The organism is Halomonas sp. V046, from assembly GCF_052645355.1.
Genome location: NZ_JBQXYF010000009.1, coordinates 109,810 through 131,280, shown reverse-complemented (window position 1 = coordinate 131,280; position 21,471 = coordinate 109,810). Strand labels below are relative to the sequence as shown.

General features: G+C 64.6%; 19 protein-coding genes. 15 read left to right on the top strand and 4 right to left on the bottom strand.

Going from position 1 to position 21,471, the window contains the following annotated elements; all coding sequences use genetic code 11:
• Positions 1–59: 59 nt before the first annotated feature.
• From ruvC to ACUN9Y_RS13795, 10 genes are all read left to right on the top strand, one after another.
• Positions 60–599 (top strand): crossover junction endodeoxyribonuclease RuvC, encoded by a 540-nt coding sequence (gene ruvC / locus ACUN9Y_RS13840; protein ID WP_445461299.1) that lies wholly within the window; start codon positions 60–62, stop codon positions 597–599.
• A gap of 222 nt (positions 600–821) precedes the next feature.
• Positions 822–1,433 (top strand): Holliday junction branch migration protein RuvA, encoded by a 612-nt coding sequence (ruvA, locus tag ACUN9Y_RS13835; RefSeq protein ID WP_445461298.1) that lies wholly within the window; start codon positions 822–824, stop codon positions 1,431–1,433.
• A 129-nt stretch (positions 1,434–1,562) separates the two neighbouring features.
• Entirely contained in the window at positions 1,563–2,591 is a 1,029-nt protein-coding gene (gene ruvB / locus ACUN9Y_RS13830) for a Holliday junction branch migration DNA helicase RuvB (RefSeq protein ID WP_445461297.1), read from the top strand.
• Between the two features lie 31 nt (positions 2,592–2,622).
• Positions 2,623–3,300 (top strand): protein TolQ, encoded by a 678-nt coding sequence (gene tolQ / locus ACUN9Y_RS13825; protein ID WP_445461407.1) that lies wholly within the window; start codon positions 2,623–2,625, stop codon positions 3,298–3,300.
• Positions 3,301–3,312: 12 nt separating this feature from the next.
• Positions 3,313–3,753, top strand: coding sequence for a protein TolR (tolR, locus tag ACUN9Y_RS13820; RefSeq protein ID WP_445461296.1), 441 nt, complete (start codon positions 3,313–3,315; stop codon positions 3,751–3,753).
• A gap of 8 nt (positions 3,754–3,761) precedes the next feature.
• On the top strand, positions 3,762–4,937 hold the full coding sequence (gene tolA / locus ACUN9Y_RS13815) for a cell envelope integrity protein TolA (RefSeq protein ID WP_445461295.1): 1,176 nt from the start codon (positions 3,762–3,764) through the stop codon (positions 4,935–4,937).
• Between the two features lie 113 nt (positions 4,938–5,050).
• Positions 5,051–6,313 carry a Tol-Pal system beta propeller repeat protein TolB gene (tolB, locus tag ACUN9Y_RS13810; protein WP_445461406.1) on the top strand — a complete coding sequence of 421 codons (1,263 nt, stop codon included), beginning with the start codon at positions 5,051–5,053 and terminating at the stop codon, positions 6,311–6,313.
• A gap of 45 nt (positions 6,314–6,358) precedes the next feature.
• Positions 6,359–6,904 carry a peptidoglycan-associated lipoprotein Pal gene (pal, locus tag ACUN9Y_RS13805; protein WP_445461294.1) on the top strand — a complete coding sequence of 182 codons (546 nt, stop codon included), beginning with the start codon at positions 6,359–6,361 and terminating at the stop codon, positions 6,902–6,904.
• A 33-nt stretch (positions 6,905–6,937) separates the two neighbouring features.
• Positions 6,938–7,741, top strand: coding sequence for a tol-pal system protein YbgF (ybgF, locus tag ACUN9Y_RS13800; RefSeq protein ID WP_445461293.1), 804 nt, complete (start codon positions 6,938–6,940; stop codon positions 7,739–7,741).
• A gap of 15 nt (positions 7,742–7,756) precedes the next feature.
• A complete protein-coding gene (locus tag ACUN9Y_RS13795) occupies positions 7,757–8,521 on the top strand; it encodes a YciK family oxidoreductase (RefSeq protein ID WP_445461292.1) in 765 nt (254 codons plus the stop codon).
• Positions 8,522–8,793: 272 nt separating this feature from the next.
• On the opposite strand, the gene kynA is transcribed toward ACUN9Y_RS13795, so the two are convergent.
• The 3 genes from kynA to ubiG are packed head-to-tail and all read right to left on the bottom strand — an operon-like array spanning position 8,794 to position 11,099.
• Positions 8,794–9,642 carry a tryptophan 2,3-dioxygenase gene (gene kynA / locus ACUN9Y_RS13790; protein ID WP_445461291.1) on the bottom strand — a complete coding sequence of 283 codons (849 nt, stop codon included), beginning with the start codon at positions 9,640–9,642 and terminating at the stop codon, positions 8,794–8,796.
• 39 nt (positions 9,643–9,681) lie between these two features.
• Positions 9,682–10,377 (bottom strand): HAD-IA family hydrolase, encoded by a 696-nt coding sequence (locus ACUN9Y_RS13785; protein ID WP_445461290.1) that lies wholly within the window; start codon positions 10,375–10,377, stop codon positions 9,682–9,684.
• On the bottom strand, positions 10,374–11,099 hold the full coding sequence (gene ubiG / locus ACUN9Y_RS13780; RefSeq protein WP_445461289.1) for a bifunctional 2-polyprenyl-6-hydroxyphenol methylase/3-demethylubiquinol 3-O-methyltransferase UbiG: 726 nt from the start codon (positions 11,097–11,099) through the stop codon (positions 10,374–10,376). Before ubiG ends, ACUN9Y_RS13785 begins: the two co-directional genes overlap by 4 nt.
• A gap of 153 nt (positions 11,100–11,252) precedes the next feature.
• Between ubiG and galU the strand changes: the two genes are divergently transcribed.
• Positions 11,253–12,143, top strand: coding sequence for a UTP--glucose-1-phosphate uridylyltransferase GalU (gene galU / locus ACUN9Y_RS13775; RefSeq protein ID WP_445461288.1), 891 nt, complete (start codon positions 11,253–11,255; stop codon positions 12,141–12,143).
• Positions 12,144–12,147: 4 nt separating this feature from the next.
• Positions 12,148–13,434, top strand: a complete 1,287-nt coding sequence (locus ACUN9Y_RS13770; RefSeq protein ID WP_445461287.1) for a nucleotide sugar dehydrogenase — start codon at positions 12,148–12,150, stop codon at positions 13,432–13,434.
• Positions 13,435–13,559: 125 nt separating this feature from the next.
• On the opposite strand, the gene ACUN9Y_RS13765 is transcribed toward ACUN9Y_RS13770, so the two are convergent.
• Positions 13,560–14,138 (bottom strand): Fe-Mn family superoxide dismutase, encoded by a 579-nt coding sequence (locus ACUN9Y_RS13765; RefSeq protein WP_445461286.1) that lies wholly within the window; start codon positions 14,136–14,138, stop codon positions 13,560–13,562.
• A gap of 260 nt (positions 14,139–14,398) precedes the next feature.
• Here ACUN9Y_RS13765 and ACUN9Y_RS13760 point away from each other — a divergent pair, with 260 nt between their 5' ends.
• The 3 genes from ACUN9Y_RS13760 (at position 14,399) to tamB (ending at position 21,433) form a co-directional block, all read left to right on the top strand.
• On the top strand, positions 14,399–15,250 hold the full coding sequence (locus ACUN9Y_RS13760) for a hypothetical protein (protein WP_445461285.1): 852 nt from the start codon (positions 14,399–14,401) through the stop codon (positions 15,248–15,250).
• 92 nt (positions 15,251–15,342) lie between these two features.
• Positions 15,343–17,226: an autotransporter assembly complex protein TamA gene (tamA, locus tag ACUN9Y_RS13755; RefSeq protein ID WP_445461284.1), complete on the top strand. Its 1,884-nt coding sequence runs from the start codon at positions 15,343–15,345 to the stop codon at positions 17,224–17,226.
• Between the two features lie 142 nt (positions 17,227–17,368).
• Entirely contained in the window at positions 17,369–21,433 is a 4,065-nt protein-coding gene (gene tamB / locus ACUN9Y_RS13750) for an autotransporter assembly complex protein TamB (protein ID WP_445461283.1), read from the top strand.
• The last annotated feature ends 38 nt before the right edge of the window (positions 21,434–21,471 follow it).

Below are 21,471 nucleotides of genomic sequence, written 5' to 3'. Positions count from 1 at the left end.
CGGGAAGACCCTGGGCGACGGACCTCAGGGGGGCTCGCCATGAACAAGGATGCTTCATCTTGGTAATTCTCGGTATCGACCCTGGTTCTCGCATCACCGGCTACGGTGTCGTGGACGATTCACAGCACAACCCACGCTACCTGGCGAGCGGTTGCCTGCGGCTCAAGGATGACGATCTGGCTCAGCGCCTGGCTCAGATCTATGCCGGTATCACCGAGCTAATCGCGGTCCACCGTCCCGATGCCCTGGCCATCGAGCAGGTGTTCATGTCGAAGAACGCCGATTCGGCATTGAAGCTCGGGCAGGCGCGGGGCGTGGCGATTGTCTGCGCGGCCAATCACGGCCTGTCGGTGAGCGAGTACGGGCCGCGTCAGATCAAGCAGGCGGTGACCGGGACCGGCGCCGCCGAGAAGGCCCAGGTCCAGCACATGGTCACCGCAGTGCTGGGCCTGTCCGGAAGCCCCCAGGCCGATGCCGCCGATGCCCTGGCCATTGCGCTGACCCATATCTATGCCGGTCGCGGGTTGGTGACCAAGGGCAGTTACGGGGGGCGTCGCAGTGCGGCGAAGGGCGGTTCCTGGCGCCAGTTTCGGCCCTAGGGCCGCCGCCACGGGGAACTGTCGCCGTCGGGCGACGTGGCTGTTGTCGAACGGCGTTTTTCCGTCTGGTCAGCCACCCGGGTGGCCAGTATAGTGAGGAGCGTGTGGCCCCCTGTCGCAGGGCGACCTGAGCCCGCATCGGCCTGAAGACGCAAGAATCATCTGCACGAGCGCCAACCCTGGCGGCTCAAGGTGCTAGCAACGCAAGGATACGACGGCGCCATGATTGGACGCATCACAGGCAAGCTTCTCGAGACACAGCCGCCCTGGCTGGTGATAGACGTCGGCGGGCTCGGTTACGAGCTCGAGGCATCGATGACCACGCTGGTGGCTTTGCCGGCGGTGGGAGAGCCGGTATCCCTGTATACCCACCTGACCATTCGTGACGACGCGCACCTGCTCTACGGCTTCGTCAGGGAGCAGGAGCGGGCGCTGTTTCGCGCGCTGATCAAGGTCAACGGCATCGGGCCTAAGCTGGCCCTGGCGATTCTGTCCGGCATGGACGAAGACGCCTTCGTGCGCTGCGTGATGGAGGACGACATCAAGTCCTTGACGCGCCTGCCCGGCGTCGGCAAGAAGACCGCCGAGCGCCTGATCATCGAGATGCGCGATCGCTTTCCGCACTGGCAGCATCCCGATAGTCTGCCGCTGGAAGGGACCGTGGGCGGCGTCGCGTCCGTGGCGGCGCGGGATCCTTTGGCGGATGCCGAGGCGGCATTGGTCAGCCTCGGCTACAAGCCTACCGAGGCTAGCCGAATGCTCTCGGGTCTCGAAGGCGAGGGCAGCACCGAAGCGATCATCAAGGCGGCGCTTGCACGCCGCATGGCTGGGTGAGGTGGTGATGCGTCGATGTGTATCGCAGCCGAGAGTCGGGACGCCCCCGGAGGGAGAGAGGGCGTCGCTCGGTCGCTCGCGTACCGCTGAGCACTACCCGGAGACGACCTATGTTCAGGGAGCGAGGCCATGATCGAGACCGATCGCTTGATCGCCGGGGCCCCCCACGAGGGTGAGAGCCGCGTCGATCACGCCATTCGCCCCAAACGCCTGGCGGACTATATCGGCCAGCCACGGGTGCGAGAGCAGCTCGACATCTTCATCAACGCCGCTCGGGCCCGCGGGGAAAGTCTCGACCACACCCTGGTGTTCGGGCCGCCCGGGCTTGGCAAGACCACCTTGGCCAATATCATCGCCGCCGAGATGGATGTCGGGCTGACCTCTACCTCCGGGCCGGTGCTGGAGCGCGCAGGGGACCTGGCGGCCATGTTGACCAACCTGAAGGCCGGCGATGTCCTGTTTATCGACGAGATTCATCGCCTGTCGCCGGTGGTGGAGGAAATCCTCTATCCGGCGATGGAGGACTTTCAGCTCGATATCATGATCGGCGAAGGGCCGGCGGCACGCTCCATCAAGCTCGATTTGCCGCCCTTCACCCTGGTCGGTGCGACCACCCGGGCCGGACGCCTGACCTCACCGCTGCGTGACCGCTTCGGTATCGTTCAACGCCTCGAGTTTTACGCCATCGATGAGTTGACCGAGATCGTCACGCGTTCCGCCCGGCTACTCGGCGTCGATGCCGACGAGCAGGGCGCCCGCGAGGTCGCCAAGCGCTCGCGAGGGACGCCACGCATCGCCAACCGCCTGCTGCGCCGAGTCCGCGATTTTGCCGAGGTCCGGGCCGACGGCCACATCGATGCCGAGGTCGCCGACCAGGCGCTGAACATGCTGCATGTCGACCACCATGGCCTCGATCACATGGACCGTCGCCTGCTGCTGGCCATGATCGAGAAATTCGACGGTGGCCCGGTGGGTGTCGATTCGCTGTCCGCCGCCATCGGCGAGGAGCGCGACACCATCGAAGACGTGATCGAACCGTATCTGATCCAGCAGGGTCTGATGATGCGCACTGCCCGGGGTCGGGTGGTGACACGCCAGGCCTGGACCCACTTTGGCATCGCCCCCGATGATCGGGCGGCGGATGCCGCCAACGACTGACCCCGAGACGAGGATTGCCGTGAACGACTCCATGTCCATACCCCACCTGATCATGAACGCCAGCGGCGTCGTGCAGGTGGTCATGCTACTTCTGCTGATCGCCTCGGTGCTGTCCTGGGTGGTGGTGTTCCAGCGCAGTTTCGTGATGCGTCGTGCGCGCAAGGCCCACCGCGCCTTCGAAGACCGCTTCTGGTCCGGTGTCGACCTCAACGAGCTCTATCGGGAAACCCCGGTGGATCAGGAGACCCAAGGTGCCGAGCACCTGTTTCGGTCGGGCTTTCGCGAATTCAATCGGTTGATGCCGAAGACCCGCAGCCCACAGGCGATTCTCGACGGCGTGCAACGCAGCATGCGGGTGGCCTGGTCGCGGGAGGAGGAGCGTCTCAATCTGCACCTGGTGTTCCTGGCCACCGTGGCCTCGGCAAGCCCCTACATCGGGCTGTTCGGCACCGTGTGGGGCATCATGGGCTCGTTCCAATCGCTGTCCATGGCCCAGCAGGCCACGCTTGCCACGGTGGCGCCGTGGATCGCCGAAGCCCTGGTGGCGACGGCGATGGGCTTGTTCGCGGCCATTCCGGCGGTGATCTTCTACAACCGCCTGTCCGCGGAGTCATCGCGGATGCTTGGCAAGTACGAGGACTTTGCCGAGGAGTTCCACTCCATCTTGCACCGCAACCTGCAGGGCCGGCCCGACGCCGGCGCCGCTTGAGGGAGAGACGCCATGCTCGGACCCTTCAACCGCCGCGGCCGCAGCAAGCCCATGGGCGAAATCAACGTGGTGCCCTTCATCGATGTGATGCTGGTGCTGCTGGTGATCTTCATGATCACTGCGCCGATGCTCACACAAGGCGTGAAGGTGGAACTGCCCCAGGTGACCTCGGAGCCTATCGAGGATACCGAGAACAAGGACCCGATCATCGTCTCGGTAGATCGTGAGGGCGAGTATTTCATCTCGCTGGGCGGCGACGAGACCCAGGTCAGCCTGGAAGAGCTCAGTGATAGAGTGATCATCCTGCTGGAGCGGGAGCCCGGCACGCCCGTCATGGTGCGGGGCGATCGTAACGTGCCTTACGGGCAGGTGGTCACGCTGATGAGCACGCTGCAGGTGGCCGGTGTGGCGAATGTCGGCCTGATCTCCGAACCGCCCCCGTCCGACGGCTAGGAGAGGACATGGTGAAATCACATCGTGGCCCCCGGCGCGGACGCGTTGGTTACGGTCTGCCGACGGTACTGGCGATAGGGCTGCACCTGGGGCTGTTGATCCTGAGTGTGATCAAGTGGCCCTCCGGTGAGGTGGCGCCACCGAATAATGCCATCGTTCAGGCGACCCTGGTCAGCACGGAAACCCGCACCGATCAGGCCCAGCAGGCCGCCGAGGCACGCACTCGGGCCGCCGAGCGTGAAGCCGAAGAGGCGGCCAAGGCGGCCGCCGACGAGCAGGCGCGTCAGGAAGCCGAAGCTCAGGCCGAAGCCGAAGCTCAGGCCGAAGCCGAAGCTGAAGCCCAGGCCGAAGCCGAAGCCCAGGCCGAAGCTGAAGCCCAGGCCGAAGCCGCCGAACAGGCAGAACAGGAAGCCGAACGTCGCGCCGCCGAAGCCGAGGCCGCCGCCGAGGCAGCGGCCGAGCAGGAAGCCGAACGTCAGGAGGCGCAGGCCGAAGCCGAGCGCCAGCGTCAAGCGGAGGCCGAGCAGCGGCGCCAGCAGGAGGCCGAGCGTCAACGCCAGGCCGAAGCCGAAGCCCAGGCACGTGAAGAAGCGGCACAGCGCCAGCGTGAGGCCGAACAGGAGGCCGAACGCCAGGCAAAGCAAGAAGCCGAACGCCAGGCCCAAGAGCAAGCCGAAGCCGAGGCGGCGCGTGAAGCCCAGGAGGCAGCCGAGCAAGCAGCGCAGCGCCAGGCCGAAGCGGAAGCGGAAGCGGAGCGTAAGGCTCGCGAAGAGGCCGAGCGGCAAGCCAAGGAACAGGCCGAGCGCGAGGCCCGCGAGGAAGCCGAGAAGGCCATACAGCGCGCCATCGCCGGTGACACCGATGCGGTGTCCAACGCCGAACAGGGTAACGAGGCCGCCAACGGCTTTATTCAGTTGGTTCGGCGTGCGGTGGAGCAGGCCTGGGTGATTCCGCCCAACGTCGGCAACGGCACCACCGCCGAGGTGCAGGTTCGCCTCGGGCCCTCGGGGGAAGTGTTCGCCGTGACCATTGCGAGCTCCAGCGGTGACAGTGCTTTCGACAACTCCGCGATCCAGGCCGTGGAGGCCGCCGCGCCGTTCTCCGAACTGCGCGACCTTCCCAGCGGCGTGCAACGCGACTATCGTCAATTCAAACTACGATTCAGACCGGGAGACATTCGCTGATGAAAGCCTTGATGGGAACGTGGTTGGACATAACAGCGGGCGCGGCGGCCATCTCTGCGCTGCCGGCAGCGCGCAGAACGAGGCGGGGGGTGCGATGGATCGCCGCCCTGGTCATGCTGGTGACACCGCTCATGGCGGTGACTGCCCAGGCCGATCTGACCATCGATATCACTCGCGGCAATGAACGGGCGACGCCGATCGCGGTGGTGCCGTTCGGCGCCGAGCAGGGCAACCTGCCCGAGGATGTCGCTCAGGTGGTGGCCGACGACCTGGAGCGCAGTGGCTACTTCGAGCCACTGCCGCGCTCGGCCATGTTCGAGACGCCCACCAGCAGCGAGGAAGTCCGTTACGGGGATTGGCGCTCACTCGACACTCGCTACCTGGTCGTTGGTAACGTGAGCCAACAGGGCGGCCAGATGGAGATTCGTTTCGAGCTGCTCGACGTTAGTGGCGAGGCGCGCCTGATCGGCGAGATGGTGACCTCGACCGGCGGCGACCTGCGCCGGGCGGCGCACTACATCAGCGATCAGATCTTCGAGGAGATCACCGGGATTCGTGGTGCCTTCTCGACCCGGATCGCCTACATCACGTCTCAAGGGCTCGGAGACAGCACCCAGTATGGGCTCTACGTCGCCGATGCCGATGGTCGCAACAGCCAGCAGGTGCTGAACTCCGACGAGCCGATCATGTCGCCGGCCTGGTCGCCGGACGGTAACAAGCTGGCCTACGTGTCCTTCGAGACCGAGCGTCCGGCCATCTACGTCCAGAACGTGACCACGGGCCAGCGGGTCAAACTGACCGATTTCGAAGGGCTCAACAGCGCGCCGACCTGGTCGCCGGATGGCCGTCAGCTGGCCATGGCCCTGTCGCGTGATGGCCAGCCGGAGATCTATGTCATGGACGTCGGCTCACAAAACGTCCGGCGCCTGACCAACAGTTCCAGTATCGAGACCGAGCCCGCTTGGGCGCCGGATGGCCAGAGCCTGATCTACACCTCGGATCGGTCGGGCGGTCCGCAGATCTATCGCCAGAGCGTATCCGGCGGGGAGGCCAAGCGGCTGACCTATACCGGCAACTACAACGCCAGGGGACGCCTGTCACCCGATGGCAAGACCCTGTTTCTGATCCACCGCGGCAATAACGGCTACCAGGTGGCCAAGCAGGATCTGGACAGTGGCAGGCTGGTGGAAATCAGCGATGCTCAACAGGCGGAATCTCCCAGTGTCGCGCCCAATGGCACCATGGTAATCTTCGCCACCCAGCAGGGTAACACCGGGGTGCTGGGGGCGGTAACAGCGGATGGACGGGCCCAGTTCCGTCTTCCCGCCGCCCAGGGCGACGTGCGTGAACCCGCATGGTCTCCCTTCCTGAATTGATCGATTCGACACATTCCCATGACGCATCACGCAAGGAGTCACACGATGTTTCTCAAGCCCTACGCCCGCTCCCTGGCCATCGCCGCCTCTCTCGCCGTGCTGGCCGGTTGTTCCAGCACCGGCGGCACCCAGGACGGTAGCATGGATGGCACCGGCGGCATGGCCGGCGGCGCTGGCGTCGGTACCGGTACCGCCGGTAGCGGCCAGGCCGGCGGTACCGGCTACGGCGCCAACGGTGCTGGTCAGATGGCCGGCGAGCGTATCCCGGAAGTGCGCACCATCTACTTCAACTACGACAGCGACGCCATTCGTCCCGAGTTCGAGTCGGTGGTGAATTCCCACGCCCAGTACCTGAGCCAGAACCCCAACGCCAGCGTCGTGCTGCAGGGGCACACCGATGAGCGCGGTACCCGCGAATATAACCTCGCCCTCGGCGAGCGTCGTGCCGGCGCCGTGGAGCGTTTCCTCAGCCTCAAGGGCGTATCCCCGTCCCAGGTCGAGGTCGTCAGCTATGGTGAGGAACGCCCGGCGGCCCGTGGCAGTAACGAGGATGCCTTTGCGCAGAACCGTCGCGTGGTCTTTGCTTACTAAAGGCGGTTCGACCCAACGACGCGGGAGTTATCGATGAGACACAGTCTTAGACGACTGTGCGGCGCGGGAGCCTTGGTGCTCCCGCTGTCCGTCATGGTCACGCTACCGGCCCTGGCCCAGCAAACAACGGTCAGGGACTTGAGTGGTGGCAGCAGCTTCTACGATCAGACCGCGACCCGGGCGGAAGCCGGGGGCAGTCTGGCATTGTTCAATGAGGTCGAGCAGCACAAGCGAGAGCTGCGCGAACTGCGCGGGCAGATCGAGGAGTTGCGCTATCAGCTCGATCAGCTCAAGCAGCAGACTCGCCAGCAGTACATGGACCTGGATGGACGTCTGGCCAACATGTCCAGCCTGCCTCCTGCCCCTTCCACCGCGCAGGGGGCATCGGACACCAGCGACCAGGCCTCGTCGGGTGAGTCGTCGAGCCAGGCGTCGAACAGCGACAGCGATGCCGTGGACAGTGATGCGCGATCGGCCTACCAATCGGCGTTCGCCAAGGTGCAATCACGCGATTTCGACCAGGCGATCGGCGAGTTCGACGGCTTCGTCGAGCGCTACCCCGATAGCCCGCTGGCCGCCAACGCCTGGTATTGGCTCGGCGAGCTGCACTCTGCCCAGTCATCCTTTGCCGACTCCGAGTCCTCCTTTGCCCGTGTGCTGAGTGACTTCCCGGACAGTACCAAGGTGCCTGACGCGATGTACAAGCTTGGCCTGCTCAAGGCTCGTCAGGGCGATGAGGATGAGGGCAGGGCGCTGCTGCGCTCGCTCAAGGAAGACTATCCGGACAGCAACGCCGCCGCCTTGGCCGACGATTACCTGCGCCAGTCAGGCGCTTGATCCAGGGGGCATTCCATGAGCAGCTGCAAGTTTGACTATCAGGCACCGGCCGAGCTGTTGAAGGACCGCATCGTCCTGGTGACCGGGGCGGGTGATGGCATCGGCCGCACCGCGGCGATCACCTACGCTCGCCATGGGGCCACCGTGATCCTGCTCGGTCGTACCATCGCCAAGCTCGAGAAGGTCTACGACGAGATCGAGGCGGCAGGGGGGCCTCAACCGGCGATCTTTCCGCTGAACTTCGAAGGCGCCACGTTGAAGGATTATCATGACATGGCCGAGGCGCTCGACAAGGAGTTCGGGCGTCTCGATGGTATCCTTCACAATGCCGGCCTGCTCGGGCGGATCACCCCGTTCGAACAGTACAACCCGGAGCTGTGGGAACAGGTCATGCAGGTCAATATCAACGGCCCCATCTGGATGACCCAGGCGCTGTTGCCGTTGCTGACCCAATCCCGTGACGCCTCGGTGATCCTGACCTCGTCGAGTGTCGGGCGCAAGGGTCGAGCCTACTGGGGAGCCTACTCGGTGTCCAAGTTTGCCACCGAAGGGTTCATGGAGGTGCTGGCCGACGAGGTGGAGCACCTGGGGACACTGCGGGTCAATACCCTCAATCCCGGTGGTACACGTACGGCGATGCGCAAGACGGCCTATCCCGGCGAAGACCCCATGGCATTGCCCACCGCCGACGACATCATGCCGACGTACCTGTGGCTGATGGGAGCGGACAGCAAAGGCCACAACGGACAGCGTTTCGATGCCCAGCCGGCCAAGTCCTGACAGCAGTCTGCGGCGGGAAGGACCGGGCGCTGGGGTACCGTAGAGGTGACCGCAGAAGTGACCGCGCAGAAGTGGCAGCAGAGGTAACGTAGCTCAGCGGCAACAGAGAAGGAACAGAAACGGCGTTGTTCCACCATGCCCGTCATCGCGTCTTGCACCGGCGTATGGTCGGCCCGCACGGCGTCACCAGCAGCGCGCAGCGCCGCTGGTGACGCCGTGCGGGCCGTGGCGACGGCTGGCGTCGTCAGGCCCCCGTCGTGAGGCCCCAGGCGCTAGAGGCTGCTGCGCACCGACCAGAGTTCGGGAAAGAACTGAAGATCCAGCGCCTTGACGAGGTACTTGACCCCCGCCGTGCCGCCGGTACCGCGACGGTAGCCGATGATTCTCTCGACGGTCTTCATGTGACTGAAGCGCCACTTCTGGAAGTTGTACTCCAGGTCCAGGAGCTTTTCGGCCAGCTCATAGAGGTCCCAGTGGCTGGCGGTGTCCCGATAGATCGTCGCCCAGGCCTTCTCGACCTCGTCAGAGGCCACATAGGGATGTGCCCAGTTTCGCTCGGTGACGTCGCTGGCGATGGCAAAGCCACGTCGCCTGAGCAGGCCAAGGGTGATGTCATAGATGCTCGGTTCATTCAGCACCTGGGCCAGGCGATCGTAGTGCTGCGGATGCCCGCGATGGGCATCGATCATCTTCGCGTTCTTGTTGCCGAGCAGAAACTCCAGCTCCCGATACTGGTAGGATTGAAAGCCCGAACTCTGGCCGAGGGAATCGCGAAAACTCATGTAGTCCGAGGGGGTGAGGGTCACCAGTACCTCCCACGCCTTGATCAGCTGCTCTTGAATTCGCGCGACCCTGGTCAGCATCTTGAACGCCGGGCGCAGGTTGTCGTCACGAATGTGGGCCGCCGCCCCATGCGCTTCGTGCAGACACAGCTTGATCCACAGCTCCGACGTCTGGTGAATGACGATAAAGAGCATCTCGTCATGTTCGCTGGACCGCGGTTGCTGGCAGCCCAGCAGGGCATCGAGGTCCAGGTACTGACCATAGCTAAGGTCCTGCTCCCAGTGCACCGACTCGTTGGCCAGGTCGACCTGGCCTGGCTGGGGTGTTGTGTCGGTCATGGCGGATGCCTCCAAGCCTTGATGATGTCCAGTGACGGGCTATGGCGTCAGCGTCAGCGCCGCCACCAGCGCCTGCGTGTCGTCGAACCACAGGTCCGCCGGCCATGCCCGATAGTCGTCCTCGTCGGCGATGTAGCCATAGCCCACGGCGATCGCCTGCATGCCGGCGGCCTTGGCCGCCTGGATGTCGCGCAGGTGGTCGCCAATGTACCAGCATGACGCGCTGCTCACCTGGAGTTGCCGGGCCGCCTCCCAGAGTGGCTCAGGGTGAGGTTTCTTGACCGGCAGGTCGTCAGCGCACAGCAGCACGCCGGGGGTCAGGCCCAGGGCGTCGATCAGAGGGGCCGCGTAGGCGCGAGGCTTGTTGGTGACGATGCCCCAGGGCAATCCGGCGGCGACCCAGGCGTCTATCAGCTCATCCAGCGGCGCAAACACGCAGCTATCGATGGCCACCGCCGCACCGTAGGCATCGAGTAGACGCTGGCGGGCCTCGGCGTGGCGAGGGTGGTCCTTGCCCCAGCCCAGCGCCAGTTCGACCAGGGCGCTGCCGCCATTGGAGACCTGGGCGCGAATGACCGGGTAAGGCAGCTCGGGTAGCTCGTGGTACCGACGCAGGCTATTGGTGGCGCGTGCCAGGTCTGGCGCGGTGTCCACCAGGGTGCCGTCGAGGTCGAACAGCAAGGCTCCGGGCAATGCCGGGTGGCGGGCCGTTGTCGTCTCGTGGGTGCGGGTCATGGTGCTTCCTTCCGGCAATGCATCAGGTAGTTGACCGACACATCGGTCGCCGACAGCCGGAAACGGCGTGTCAGCGGCTGGTAGGTCAAGCCACTCTGCTCGCACACCGTCAGTCCCGCATCACGGCACCACCGTGCCAGCTCCGAAGGACGGATGAAACGGGCGTAGTCGTGGGTGCCGCGGGGAACGAGGTTCAGCACGTACTCGGCGCCGAGAATCGCCAGGGCGTAGGCCTTGGGATTACGGTTGATGGTGGAAAGGACCAGGTGGCCGCCGGGCTTCACCAGGCGCTGGCAGGCGCGCACCACGGCCTCGGGGTCCGGTACGTGCTCCAGCATCTCCAGGCAGGTCACCACATCGAAGCGCTGCGGCGCCTCCTCGGCCATCTGTTCGACGCTGATCCAGCGATACTCAAGCTCGACGCCGGTCTCCTCGGCGTGGCGTCGACCCGCTTCCAGGGCGGCCTCGGAAAGGTCGATGCCGGTGACGTTGGCCCCGCGGCGGGCCATGGCCTCAGACAGAATGCCACCGCCACAGCCCACATCGAGAACGCGCCGGCCGGCTAGGCCGACACGAGCGTCGATGAAGTCCAGGCGCAACGGGTTGATCTCATGCAGGGGCTTGAAGTCGCCTTCGGTATCCCACCAGCGATCGGCAAGTGCCGAGAACTTGTCGATTTCGTTGGGGTCAACGTTTCCAGTGTGCACGTTTGATAGCGTCATCGGTGTCTCCATGACAGGCCGGGCCAGAGTGCCAGGCCGGGTCGAGTTCGGTAATATGCGATATTCTACGCAATCCGCTGGCCGGATTCCCATGACGACGAAGTGCATGGCCTAGGTTTCGACACATTCATCGAAAAGAAAAGGAAGGATTCCATGATTCGCAAGGCCGTTCTGCCGGTTGCCGGCTTCGGGACACGCTGCCTGCCGGCGTCCAAGGCGATCCCCAAGGAAATGATCACCATCGTTGATCGGCCCGTGATCCAGTACGTGGTTCAGGAGGCCGTCGCCGCCGGGATTCGTGACATCGTGCTGGTGACCCACGGCACCAAGACGGCGATCGAGAATCACTTCGACAAGCACTTCGAACTTGAAGCCGGCCTCGAAGCCAAAGGCAAGACCGAGTTGCTCGAGGAGCTGCGCTCCATCGTGCCCGCCGACGTCAATATCATCAGCGTGCGACAACCGGAGCCGTTAGGGCTGGGGCACGCCGTGCTCTGCGCGCGCCCGGTAATCGGTGACAACGAGCCTTTCGCGGTGCTGTTGCCAGATGTCCTGGTCGATGACGACGGTCTGTCACGCAATGACCTGGCCGGCATGATCGCGGCGTTCGAGTCGAGCGGACGCTCGCAGATCATGGTCGAGGAAGTGCCCGCAGAGCTGGTCTACAAGTACGGTATCGTGGCCCCCAAAGGCGCAGCACCAGCGCCTGGCAGCAGCGGTGAGCTTGAGGGCCTGGTTGAGAAGCCCGCGGTGGAAGAGGCACCGTCCAACTTGTCGGTCATCGGTCGTTATCTGCTGCCGGGCAGTATCTTTCCGATGCTTGCCGAGACGCCGCCCGGCGCCGGCAACGAGATCCAGCTCACCGACGCCATCGAGCGGCTGCGTCGCGAACAGGGCGTCAATGCCTACCGCATGCAGGGCAAGACCTATGACTGTGGTCATCAGTTAGGCTACCTTGAGGCTATTCTCGCCTACGGTCGCCGCCACCCGCGCTACGGCAGGGGCTTCATCGAACTCGTCAAGCGTTACGCCGCAGAGGATTAACACCATGCGCGTGGTTATACATGGAAGTGAACTGTCCGCCGCCACTGCGGCAGCGGCCTTGTCCTGGGTGGGACATCAGGTCTGCTGGCAGCCGATCGGCGGCGACTGGGAAGGACTGAAGGACAGCGATTGGTTGAGCCGGGAGCCGCTGGTCGCACAGCGCATCGAGGAGGGCATCGCCAGCGGGCACCTGCGCATCGACGATGCTGCCTGTGCCGACAGCGTCGACGTGGTGTGGCTGGCCCTGTCGCCAGACCAGCGTGATGAGGCCCACCGCATCGTGATTGCGGCGGCATCCCAGATCAGTCCCACGGGCGTGGTGGTCAACAATGCGACCTTCCCGGTCGGGGAGACCGAGCGGCTCGAGGGGTTGATCGCCGATCTCGGGGTAGTGGCCGTCGCCTTGCCCGATACCCTGGAAGAGGGCCGCGCCTGGGAAACCTTTACCCGGGCCAGGCGCTGGCTGCTGGGGTGCGACAGCGATCATGGCGAAGCGCTGGTGCGTGAGCTGATGCGGGCCTTCAACCGCCGCCACGAGGTGTTTCAGCGCATGCCGCGGCGAGCCGCCGAGCTGACCAAGCTCGCCATCAACGGTATGCTGGCCACGCGCATCAGCTACATGAACGAGATGGCCGGGCTTGCCGACTCCCTCGGCGTCGATGTCGAGTTCGTCCGCCAGGGCATGGGCGCCGATCCGCGGATCGGCTATGAGTATCTCTATCCCGGGTGCGGGTTCGGCGGCCCCAACTTTAGCCGTGACCTGGTTGGGCTGGCCGATGTGCAGTCCGCCAGCGGGCGTCATTCCGAGTTGCTCGATCAGGTACTCGAGATCAACGAGCACAAGAAAGAAACGTTGTTCCGCAAGTTATGGGCGCATTTCCATGGTCGCCTCGAGGGACGCCGAGTGGCGATCTGGGGGGCCGCCTTCAAGCCAGGTACGGCGCGAATCGACCAGGCGCCGGTGCTGACCTTGCTGAGAGCACTGTGGGCCCAGGGGGTGCACGTCTGCCTGCACGATCCCGCGGCGCTGCCCGCGGTGCGCGCGGCGGTCGGCGACCACCCTTTGTTGAGTCTGTATGACGACGATCCCATGGAGGCCTGTGAGGGGGTCGACGCCTTGATGCTGGTGACCGAGTGGAAGACCTACTGGAATCCTGACTGGGCTGGGCTCCGCGATAAGCTTTCCGAACGTCTGGTGCTGGATGGTCGTAACATCTACGCCCCCGAATATGTGGCCTCTCAAGGCCTGCATTACCGCGGTATCGGGCGACGTGCCGACCCGGCTGCCTAGGATGGCTGCCTAGGATAGGTCCTGCCGTGGCGCTCGTCGCCGCTGGCAGTTCAGCAAAAAATGCGGCCCCGATGAGGGGCCGTTTTTTTGCACCGGTGGCTCACCGTCATCGTCGCGATCGGCGATTAGCGGAAATTCTGGGCCACGAAATCCCAGTTGATGATGTGCCAGAGGTTGTCGAGGTACTTGGCCCGTGCGTTGCGATAGTCAATGTAGTAAGCGTGCTCCCACACATCGACGGTCAGCAGCGGCGTCTGGCTGCCGCCAATCGGCGTGTCGGCGTTATCGGTGTTGATGATCGCGATACCCCCGTCATCGGTCTTCACAAGCCACGTCCAGCCGGCCCCGAAGTTGGCCATCGCCTGGGTGTTGAATGCCTCCTTGAAGGCGGCAAACGACCCGAAGGCAGCGCTGATCGCCTCACCGAGTGCACCGCCGGGTTCGCCGCCGCCGTGGGGCGAGAGACAGTGCCAGTAGAAGGTATGGTTCCACACCTGGGCCGCCTGGTTGAACAGGCTTCCCGTGGAGCTGGCGATGATCTCTTCCAGGGACTTGCCATCGTCATCCGTCCCTTGAATCAAGGCATTGAGCCTGGTGACGTAGGCGTAATGATGCTTGGCGTAGTGGTAGTCCAACGTCTCTGCAGAGATGTAGGGCTCCAGCGCGTTCCTTTCATAGGGCAATGCAGGAAGCTCGAAGGGCATGGGCTTCTCCTCGGTGGTGGCGGGCACGGCGGTCGATCCGTCTGCACGGGCCGAGAAGCTCGACCTGGCAAGCCCGGCATGACATCGTTGGACGCTGTCCGTGCGATTGGGTGGCAAAAAACCTTACACTATCAGGAAGCTGACGCCTCGGTGCATGCTGTGGGCATCATACCATCCGGTCGCTAGGGCGTAACTTGCCCCCAATGATGCCGACCGTTCATCCCCCAATATCCATCGTCGATGAACCAAGGAGATCGCCCATGGCTCAGCCACCGGACAACGGCCCCAGCGCACGCCCCATCGTGCCGGATCCGGGTGACAGCCTGTCGGGTGGGCGGCGGCGCTATCCGCCGCCGCCCAGGGTATGGCCGCTATGGTTACTAATTGTTGTGCTGATGGGCGTCATGGCTGGGGGGGGGTATCTGGCCTGGCAGGAGCGTGAGCGGTTTCAGCAGCAAGTGAGCGAGCTGCGCGGTGAGCTTTCCAATGTTCATGCCCGCTTTGACACCGAGCAGGGCCAGGGTGACGTCTTGGGTGACATTCAGCGCCAGCTCAAGGCCCTGGACCAAGGCGATCGCTCGCTTGCAGCACAACTCCAGGCGCTCGATGAGCGCCTGGGCGGAGAGCTCGCCGAGACGGCGGAGACTGTGCAGCAGCGACGCTATCAGATGGAGCAAGAGTGGCAGGACGAGCGCCATGAACTCGATGAACGGCTGGGCGCTCTGATGGATACCCTGTCCGCCACGCGCACCTCCTTGACTGCCGTCGAGCAGACCGGCGACAACGCCCGAGATGCGCTGGCATCACGCCTGGCACGCCAGGACGATGCCCGGGAAGCCTTCGCCGGACGCCTGGCGTCGCTGACGACTCGTGTCGACGAGGTCGTAACGCGTCTCGACAGTCGCCTCAGCCAGTTGACACCGCGGCTAGAAACCTTCGAGCAGACGCTTGATTCGCTCAATGATGACGTTGAAGCCGTGGCCCAATCGGGAGAAGATGGGCGCGAACGGCTCGCCGCTCTGACCGAGCGGGCCGACAGGCTGGCGGCGGAGGTGACCGACCTGCGCCAGTCCCAGCTTGCCCTCAGCGCCCAGATTGAGGCGCTCCGTTGAGCCGTTATGATCGTTGGGATAGCAAGGATATGCAGACACGTTTGCCGGGGTGGCAGGGACCAGGGGGTCGGACGTATAGCGACGTGGCGATCGTGGCGAAGTGTCGGCCTGCCTTCGAGCGCTGTCATGTGCTGCGCTTCGCTGGCTGCAGCCTGTTCGTCGGCATGCTCGGCCAAGCGTCGGTCGCCGTCGCGCTGGATGCTACCGTCGAGGGCGTGGACGGTGAGATCGCCGACAATATCGAGGTGTATCTGGAGGGCCTCGATGGCAAGGAGTATGGCACCGACCGCCTGCGCGCCGAGGTCGCTCGGCTGACCCAGGAAGCCACTCGCGTGTTCGGCTACTATGAGCCGCTTTTGGACATCAGCTTCGACGACCCTGAAAATCCCGACGACGTCTTCATCCGCGTCGACAAGGGCGAAGCGGTGAAGATCGAGGTCCTGGATATCACCCTCGATGGCGAAGCCGCCGAGGACGAGCCCTTTCGGCTCGCCGTCGATGCCTACCCGCAGCAGGAAGGCGACATCCTGCTGCACGCCCCCTATGACAGTCTCAAAGGCAAGCTGTCCGGTCTGACCCTGGAGCGCGGCTACTTCGACTGGAACTGGACAGATACGCGCATGGAAGTGCGCCCCTGGGCCAACAGTGCGCGCATCTATCTAGGCCTCGACAGTGGTCCTCGCTATCACTACGGCAATGTGTCCATTTCCGGCAGTCACATCGTCGAGGAGCGCCTGCGCAACCTGATGCCCTTCGAGGCAGGCGATCCTTACCTCGCCAGCGATGTGGCCGAGTACAATAACGAACTCGGCAAGACCGAGTGGTTCAAGTCGATCAGTGTCAGGCCACGCCTGGATCGTCAGAAGGGCGCCTTGGCGCTGCCAGAGCAGGATAGTTGGTGGTACGCCGTCGACACGCCTGGTATCGATGCGCCCTACACCGGGCCCCGAGTCACTCGCCAGGCGCTGGCCAGCGCCCTGGCCCTGAACCCGCCGGACTACCCCAGCATGCCTATCGATGTGGTGGTCACGCCCGCAGACCGCCATCAGTTCGAAGCGGGTATCGGTTTTGCCACCGACGTCGGCCCGCGTCTGCAGTTCTCCTGGGAGCAGCCGTGGATCAATCGTTGGGGCCATAGCCTCGACCATCAGCTTTACCTGTCCGCGCCGGACCAGCAGTTCAGTGGCACCTATAACATGCCGCTCGACGACCCACTGCGCGATAGCTATCGCCTGCAGTACGGCCTGCGTAACCAGGACATCGAGGACACCGAAAGCTTCGAGAGCACCGTGGACTTTGGCCGCCGCTGGCTGTTCGACAACGACTGGGAGCAGATCGTCTACCTGCGTGCGACCTACGAAGACTTCACCCAGGCCGACGAATCCAACCAGGTGCTGCTGCTCTACCCCGGGGTGCAATGGAGCCGTACGCGCACCCGCAATCCTCAGTTTCCGACCTGGGGCGACCGTCAAAGCCTCAACTTGCAGTACTCGAGTGAATCCTGGGGCTCGGACGCCGAATTTTTCCGCATGACCGGCGACACGGCCTGGATTCGCAAGCTCGGTGACGATAACCGTTTCATCGGCCGACTCGGGGTCGGCGTCATCGAGACCAGCGATTTCGAGGATATTCCGCCGTCCCTGAGGTTCTTCACCGGTGGTGACACCAGTGTGCGCGGTTACAGCTACGAGACCTTGTCACCCGAGGACGAGGACGGCCAGTTGACCGGTGGCCAGAACGAGTTCACCGCCAGCGTCGAAGCTCAGCGTCGTATCACCGGCAAGTGGTGGGGCGCAGCCTTCGTCGACGCCGGCGACGCCTTCGACGAGTGGTGGCCGAGCGAACTCAACAAGAGTGCCGGCCTTGGCGTGCGCTGGATCTCGCCGGTCGGGCCGATCCGCTTCGACGTTGCGCATCCCTTCGACGACGAGGACGACAACTACCGACTCCATTTCGCCATCGGCCCCGAATTCTGACGATGCCTTCGATCGCCGCCGCGAGCCGAGGTGGGTTGCTTGAGAAGCCTGGCGCCGCGCCGGTTTCTCGCGAGCTCCATCTGACGAGCCCCCGACTGGCGAAAGCGCTGATATTGAGAGCCCTTCTATTGAGAGCCCTTCCATGAAGAAAGGACGCACGATCTGGGCCCTGACCCGGCTGTTCATTTTATTGCCGCTGTGGCTGCTCGGCTTGGTCCTGCTGCTGGCAGGACTGGTGCTGAGTCCCTGGGGTACGCGAATGGCATTGGACCAGGGCCAGAACATGGGGTTGCTCGAGTATGACAGTGTCCAGGGCGCACTGCTGGACGACTTCGACCTCACCGGCTTCCGCCTGGAACTCGGTGGCCTTCGCGTCTCGGTGGACGACTTGGCGTTGTCCTGGGCAGAAGACTGCGTGTTGAAGGGACGCCTGTGCCTGGATTACCTGCGTGTGTCCGGCACCGATGTTCGGCTCGGGGAGAGCGGGGCGCCGGCGGAGCCGGTAGCCGAGGAGCCCGCGGCCGAGCCTGGTGGCCCGCTGTCGCTGCCGTTTCCGGTCGAAATACGCGAACTCGCGGTCAGCGATGTCACGGTACACCTGGCCGACGGTGCCGAGCTGTACTGGGAGCGCTTCACCACCGGAGCCGTTGCCGAGGGCGACACCCTGAGCGTGGCGCCGACTCGCCTTGCCGGCCTGCGCTTGACATTGCCGCTCACGCCCGGTGCCATGCTGGCCTTGAGCGGTGCCGAACACGAAGGCCCGGTGATGATCGCCGATGCCATCGATGCGGCCATCGCCGTGCGCTCGCCGCTGCCGAGCGAGGCCGCCGCGCAGCTCGAGGGGTTGGCGGCCAAGCCTCTCGATGAGCGCCCGCGGATCGAACTGCCAGACGTCACGCTGCCATTGGCGGTGGAAGTGCCGGAGCTGGTGATCGAGGACGCCGCGGTGGACGGAGCCTTCGAATACGGTGTCGAACGCCTCGACCTGAGTCTCAACGCCCGCGGCCAGGAGGTCACCATCGAGCCGCTGGCGGTGGCAACGGTCGATGCCAACGCCGAGTTGCAGGCCGAGGTCACGCTTAGCGGCGACTATCCTCTGACCGCCAACTTTGCCGCGGACCTTTTTCTGCCCGAGCGTTTCCCGGCATTGAGCGGCGAGCGCGTCGAGTTGGCCTTGGCGGGTAGTCTGGCGGAGCTTGGCGTCGACCTGACCACCAGTGGTCCCATCGAGACGCGGCTGGTCGCTGAACTCGATGCCCTGGATCCGACGCTGCCCTTCACCGCCAGCTTCCAGAGCCCGCGCCTGCAATGGCCGCTGCCCGGCATGGCGACAGCGCCGGAACAGCCCCCGGGCAGCGAGCAAGAAGACCAGGTGCCTGCCGAAGAACAGACCGATGAACAGGCCATGGCGGAGGCGTCTGGCGGTGAGCCGCCGTGGGTCGTTACCGATATCGACCTCAATGCCAGCGGCTCGCTGATGGATTATCAGACTCGCCTGGCGCTGACCGCCGAAGGGCCAAGCTTACCGCCAACCGAGCTGGCTCTCGAAGGCAGCGGTGATCTTCAGCACTACCGCTGGGCGCCGCTGGCGGTGACCACCGACGCCGGCAGCCTGTCCACCGAAGGCCAGGTGCGCTGGTCCGATGGGCTCGCACTCGATGCCACCCTGACACTCGACGACGTCAATCCCGAGCCCTTTGTCGAAGGACTATCCGGCAGTCTGAGTGGTAACGCCGAAGTCTCGTTCGTACAAGACGGCGACGGTTGGCGCCTCGACGTGCCGGCGCTCGATATCGCCGGCAGTCTCGATGACCGCCCACTGTCGCTGGAAGCACGGCTTAGCGGTGACAGCGCCATGCGCTGGGACATCGAGACGCTGGATTTCCGCCAGGGTGAGAATCGTATTCAACTCACTGGCCAGGTCAGCGAGACCCGGCTGGATGTCGATGGTGAACTGGACTTGCCGGCCATGGCCAGCCTCTATCCGGGCCTGGCCGGTCGCCTAAGTGGTGATATCAAGGCCAGCGGTAGCTTGAAGGCGCCGCAGCTGGACTTGGCCCTCGACGGTAGCGGCGTCGCCTTTGGCGAGAACCGGGTCGGTGAGTTGACGCTGGCCGGGCGGGTGGCCGGTATCGAGGATCCCGAACTCGATATCGGCCTTAAGGCCCGCGACGTCGAGGCCGGTGGCCAACGCTTCGCCGATATCGCCTTGGACCTCACCGGCAGGCTGTCGCAGCACCGGCTGGAGCTGTCGGTGATCGGCAGCGAGGCCGGCCCCCTCAACAAGCTGGTGGTCGCCCTCGACGGCGCGATGAACTCGGCGCGGGACCGCTACCAGGGGACGCTATCACCGCTCGAGGTCGAACTTCCTCAGGGGCGTCTGAGCCTCGATGATCCGCTGTCGTTCGAGGCCGATCTGGCGACGTCTGCGGTTACCGTAGAACCGTTCTGCCTGCGACGCGAACAGGGAGGCGCGGTGTGCTCCACCGACACCCTGAGTGCCTCGGCGGACAAGGGCAGCGCAAGCCTCGAGGTGCGCGAACTGCCGATGGATCTGGTCAATGCGTCCCTGCCCGAGGGCTGGCGGATCGAAGGTGACACTCAGGCCAGCGTGACCGCAGGCTGGTCTGCCGGGGGCAGCCGTTGGCAGGCCCAGGCCGAGCTCGGCAGTGAAGTGCGCGTCACCGGTCAGGACGCCTACGGCAACGCCTGGTCGGTGCCGGCCACCAGCCTGTCGCTGCAACTGGATGCCAGTGAAGCGCGGATAGATCTCGACGTGGCACTCGGGCTCGCCGACAGCGGCGACCTGACTCTGGACCTCACCGTGCAGGATCCGATCGGCGCGGGAGGACTCGACGGTCGCTTGACCATCGATGACGTGCGGCTGTCGCCTTATCGCCCGCTGGCCGGTGGTATCGACGAGCTCAAGGGCGGCCTCAACGGCGAGATCCGCATCCAGGGCAATCGTGAAGCCCCTAACCTGAGCGGGGATATCACCCTGTCGGGGCTGAACGTCAAGGGCGCTGGTGTGCCCCTCGTGGTGACCGACGGTCGCGTCGATATCTCCTTGAACGGTAGCAGCGCGGACATTTCCGGTTACATCGACGCCGAGGAAGGCCGCCTGAACATCAATGGTGATGCCGCCTGGCCGGGGGGGAGCTGGGAAGCCAACGTGGCGTTATCGGCGGTGCAGGATCCGCTGCTCGCCAGCATGCCGGCGTTCGGGCGGTTGAAACTGGCACCGGATCTGACCATCTCGGCCAATCCGAACCGGCTACGGGTGCGCGGAGAAGTGCGCATCCCCTGGGCCAGGCTCGAGGTCGGTAAAGTGCCGCCGTCGGCGGTGTCACCGAGCGGTGATGAGATCATCATCACCCGGGAACAGGACGAAGAGGCACGCGAGGCCGAACGGCTGGCGGCGGAGGAGCTGCCTGGCGAGTCGACCGCCGAGGCCATGGCTCAGGCCGGCATGGCCATCGATATCAAGATTCGCCTGCTCCTCGGGCCAGACATGCGCCTCGAGGCGTACGGACTCGAAACCGAACTTGAGGGCGATCTGGAAGTGCGTCAGGCCGATGGTCCGCTGCAACTGTTCGGCGACGTCAACCTGGTCGATGGCCGCTTCCGTGCCTACGGTCAGGACCTGCAGATTCGCGAGGGCAAGCTGGTGTTTGGCGGCCCACCGAGCCAGCCGTTGCTCGACTTCGAAGCGATCCGCAATCCGGCGAGTACGGCCGATGGTGTGGTCGCGGGCTTGCGCGTTACCGGGCTTGCGGCACAGCCGGATCTTGAGATCTTCTCCGAGCCGTCGATGGATGAATCTCGCGCACTGTCCTACGTTCTGCGCGGCCAGGCCCCCGAGGATGGCGGCTCCAGCGGGGCACTGACATCGGCCCTGATCGGGCTGACGCTCGGCAAGACCGGCGGGGCGGTGGGCTCCATGGGTGAAGCCTTCGGCATTCAGGACCTGAGCCTGGATACCTCTGGCGCCGGTGAGGATAGCCAGGTGGTGGTCAGCGGCAAACTGACCGACCGGCTCGAGGTCGGCTACGGCGTCGGGGTGTTCTCGCCGATTGCCGAGCTGACGCTGACCTACCAGTTGTGGCGCAGCCTGTATCTGGAAGCGGTATCGGGGACGGCCCAGGCCGTCGATCTGATCTACACTTGGAGCCTGCCGGGCAATCCGCCGGACCTGTCGGACCCCTGAGGCATCACCCGACGGAGTAACAGACGGCCGGTCCCAGA

Coding starts and splice junctions, on each gene's coding strand:
- ruvA (WP_445461298.1), top strand. CDS start 822: ATGATTGGACGCATCACAGGCAAGCTTCTCGAGACACAGCCGCCCTGG.
- ruvB (WP_445461297.1), top strand. CDS start 1,563: ATGATCGAGACCGATCGCTTGATCGCCGGGGCCCCCCACGAGGGTGAG.
- tolQ (WP_445461407.1), top strand. CDS start 2,623: ATGTCCATACCCCACCTGATCATGAACGCCAGCGGCGTCGTGCAGGTG.
- tolR (WP_445461296.1), top strand. CDS start 3,313: ATGCTCGGACCCTTCAACCGCCGCGGCCGCAGCAAGCCCATGGGCGAA.
- tolA (WP_445461295.1), top strand. CDS start 3,762: ATGGTGAAATCACATCGTGGCCCCCGGCGCGGACGCGTTGGTTACGGT.
- tolB (WP_445461406.1), top strand. CDS start 5,051: ATGCTGGTGACACCGCTCATGGCGGTGACTGCCCAGGCCGATCTGACC.
- pal (WP_445461294.1), top strand. CDS start 6,359: ATGTTTCTCAAGCCCTACGCCCGCTCCCTGGCCATCGCCGCCTCTCTC.
- ybgF (WP_445461293.1), top strand. CDS start 6,938: ATGAGACACAGTCTTAGACGACTGTGCGGCGCGGGAGCCTTGGTGCTC.
- ACUN9Y_RS13795 (WP_445461292.1), top strand. CDS start 7,757: ATGAGCAGCTGCAAGTTTGACTATCAGGCACCGGCCGAGCTGTTGAAG.
- kynA (WP_445461291.1), bottom strand. CDS start 9,642: ATGACCGACACAACACCCCAGCCAGGCCAGGTCGACCTGGCCAACGAG.
- ACUN9Y_RS13785 (WP_445461290.1), bottom strand. CDS start 10,377: ATGACCCGCACCCACGAGACGACAACGGCCCGCCACCCGGCATTGCCC.
- ubiG (WP_445461289.1), bottom strand. CDS start 11,099: ATGACGCTATCAAACGTGCACACTGGAAACGTTGACCCCAACGAAATC.
- galU (WP_445461288.1), top strand. CDS start 11,253: ATGATTCGCAAGGCCGTTCTGCCGGTTGCCGGCTTCGGGACACGCTGC.
- ACUN9Y_RS13770 (WP_445461287.1), top strand. CDS start 12,148: ATGCGCGTGGTTATACATGGAAGTGAACTGTCCGCCGCCACTGCGGCA.
- ACUN9Y_RS13765 (WP_445461286.1), bottom strand. CDS start 14,138: ATGCCCTTCGAGCTTCCTGCATTGCCCTATGAAAGGAACGCGCTGGAG.
- ACUN9Y_RS13760 (WP_445461285.1), top strand. CDS start 14,399: ATGGCTCAGCCACCGGACAACGGCCCCAGCGCACGCCCCATCGTGCCG.
- tamB (WP_445461283.1), top strand. CDS start 17,369: ATGAAGAAAGGACGCACGATCTGGGCCCTGACCCGGCTGTTCATTTTA.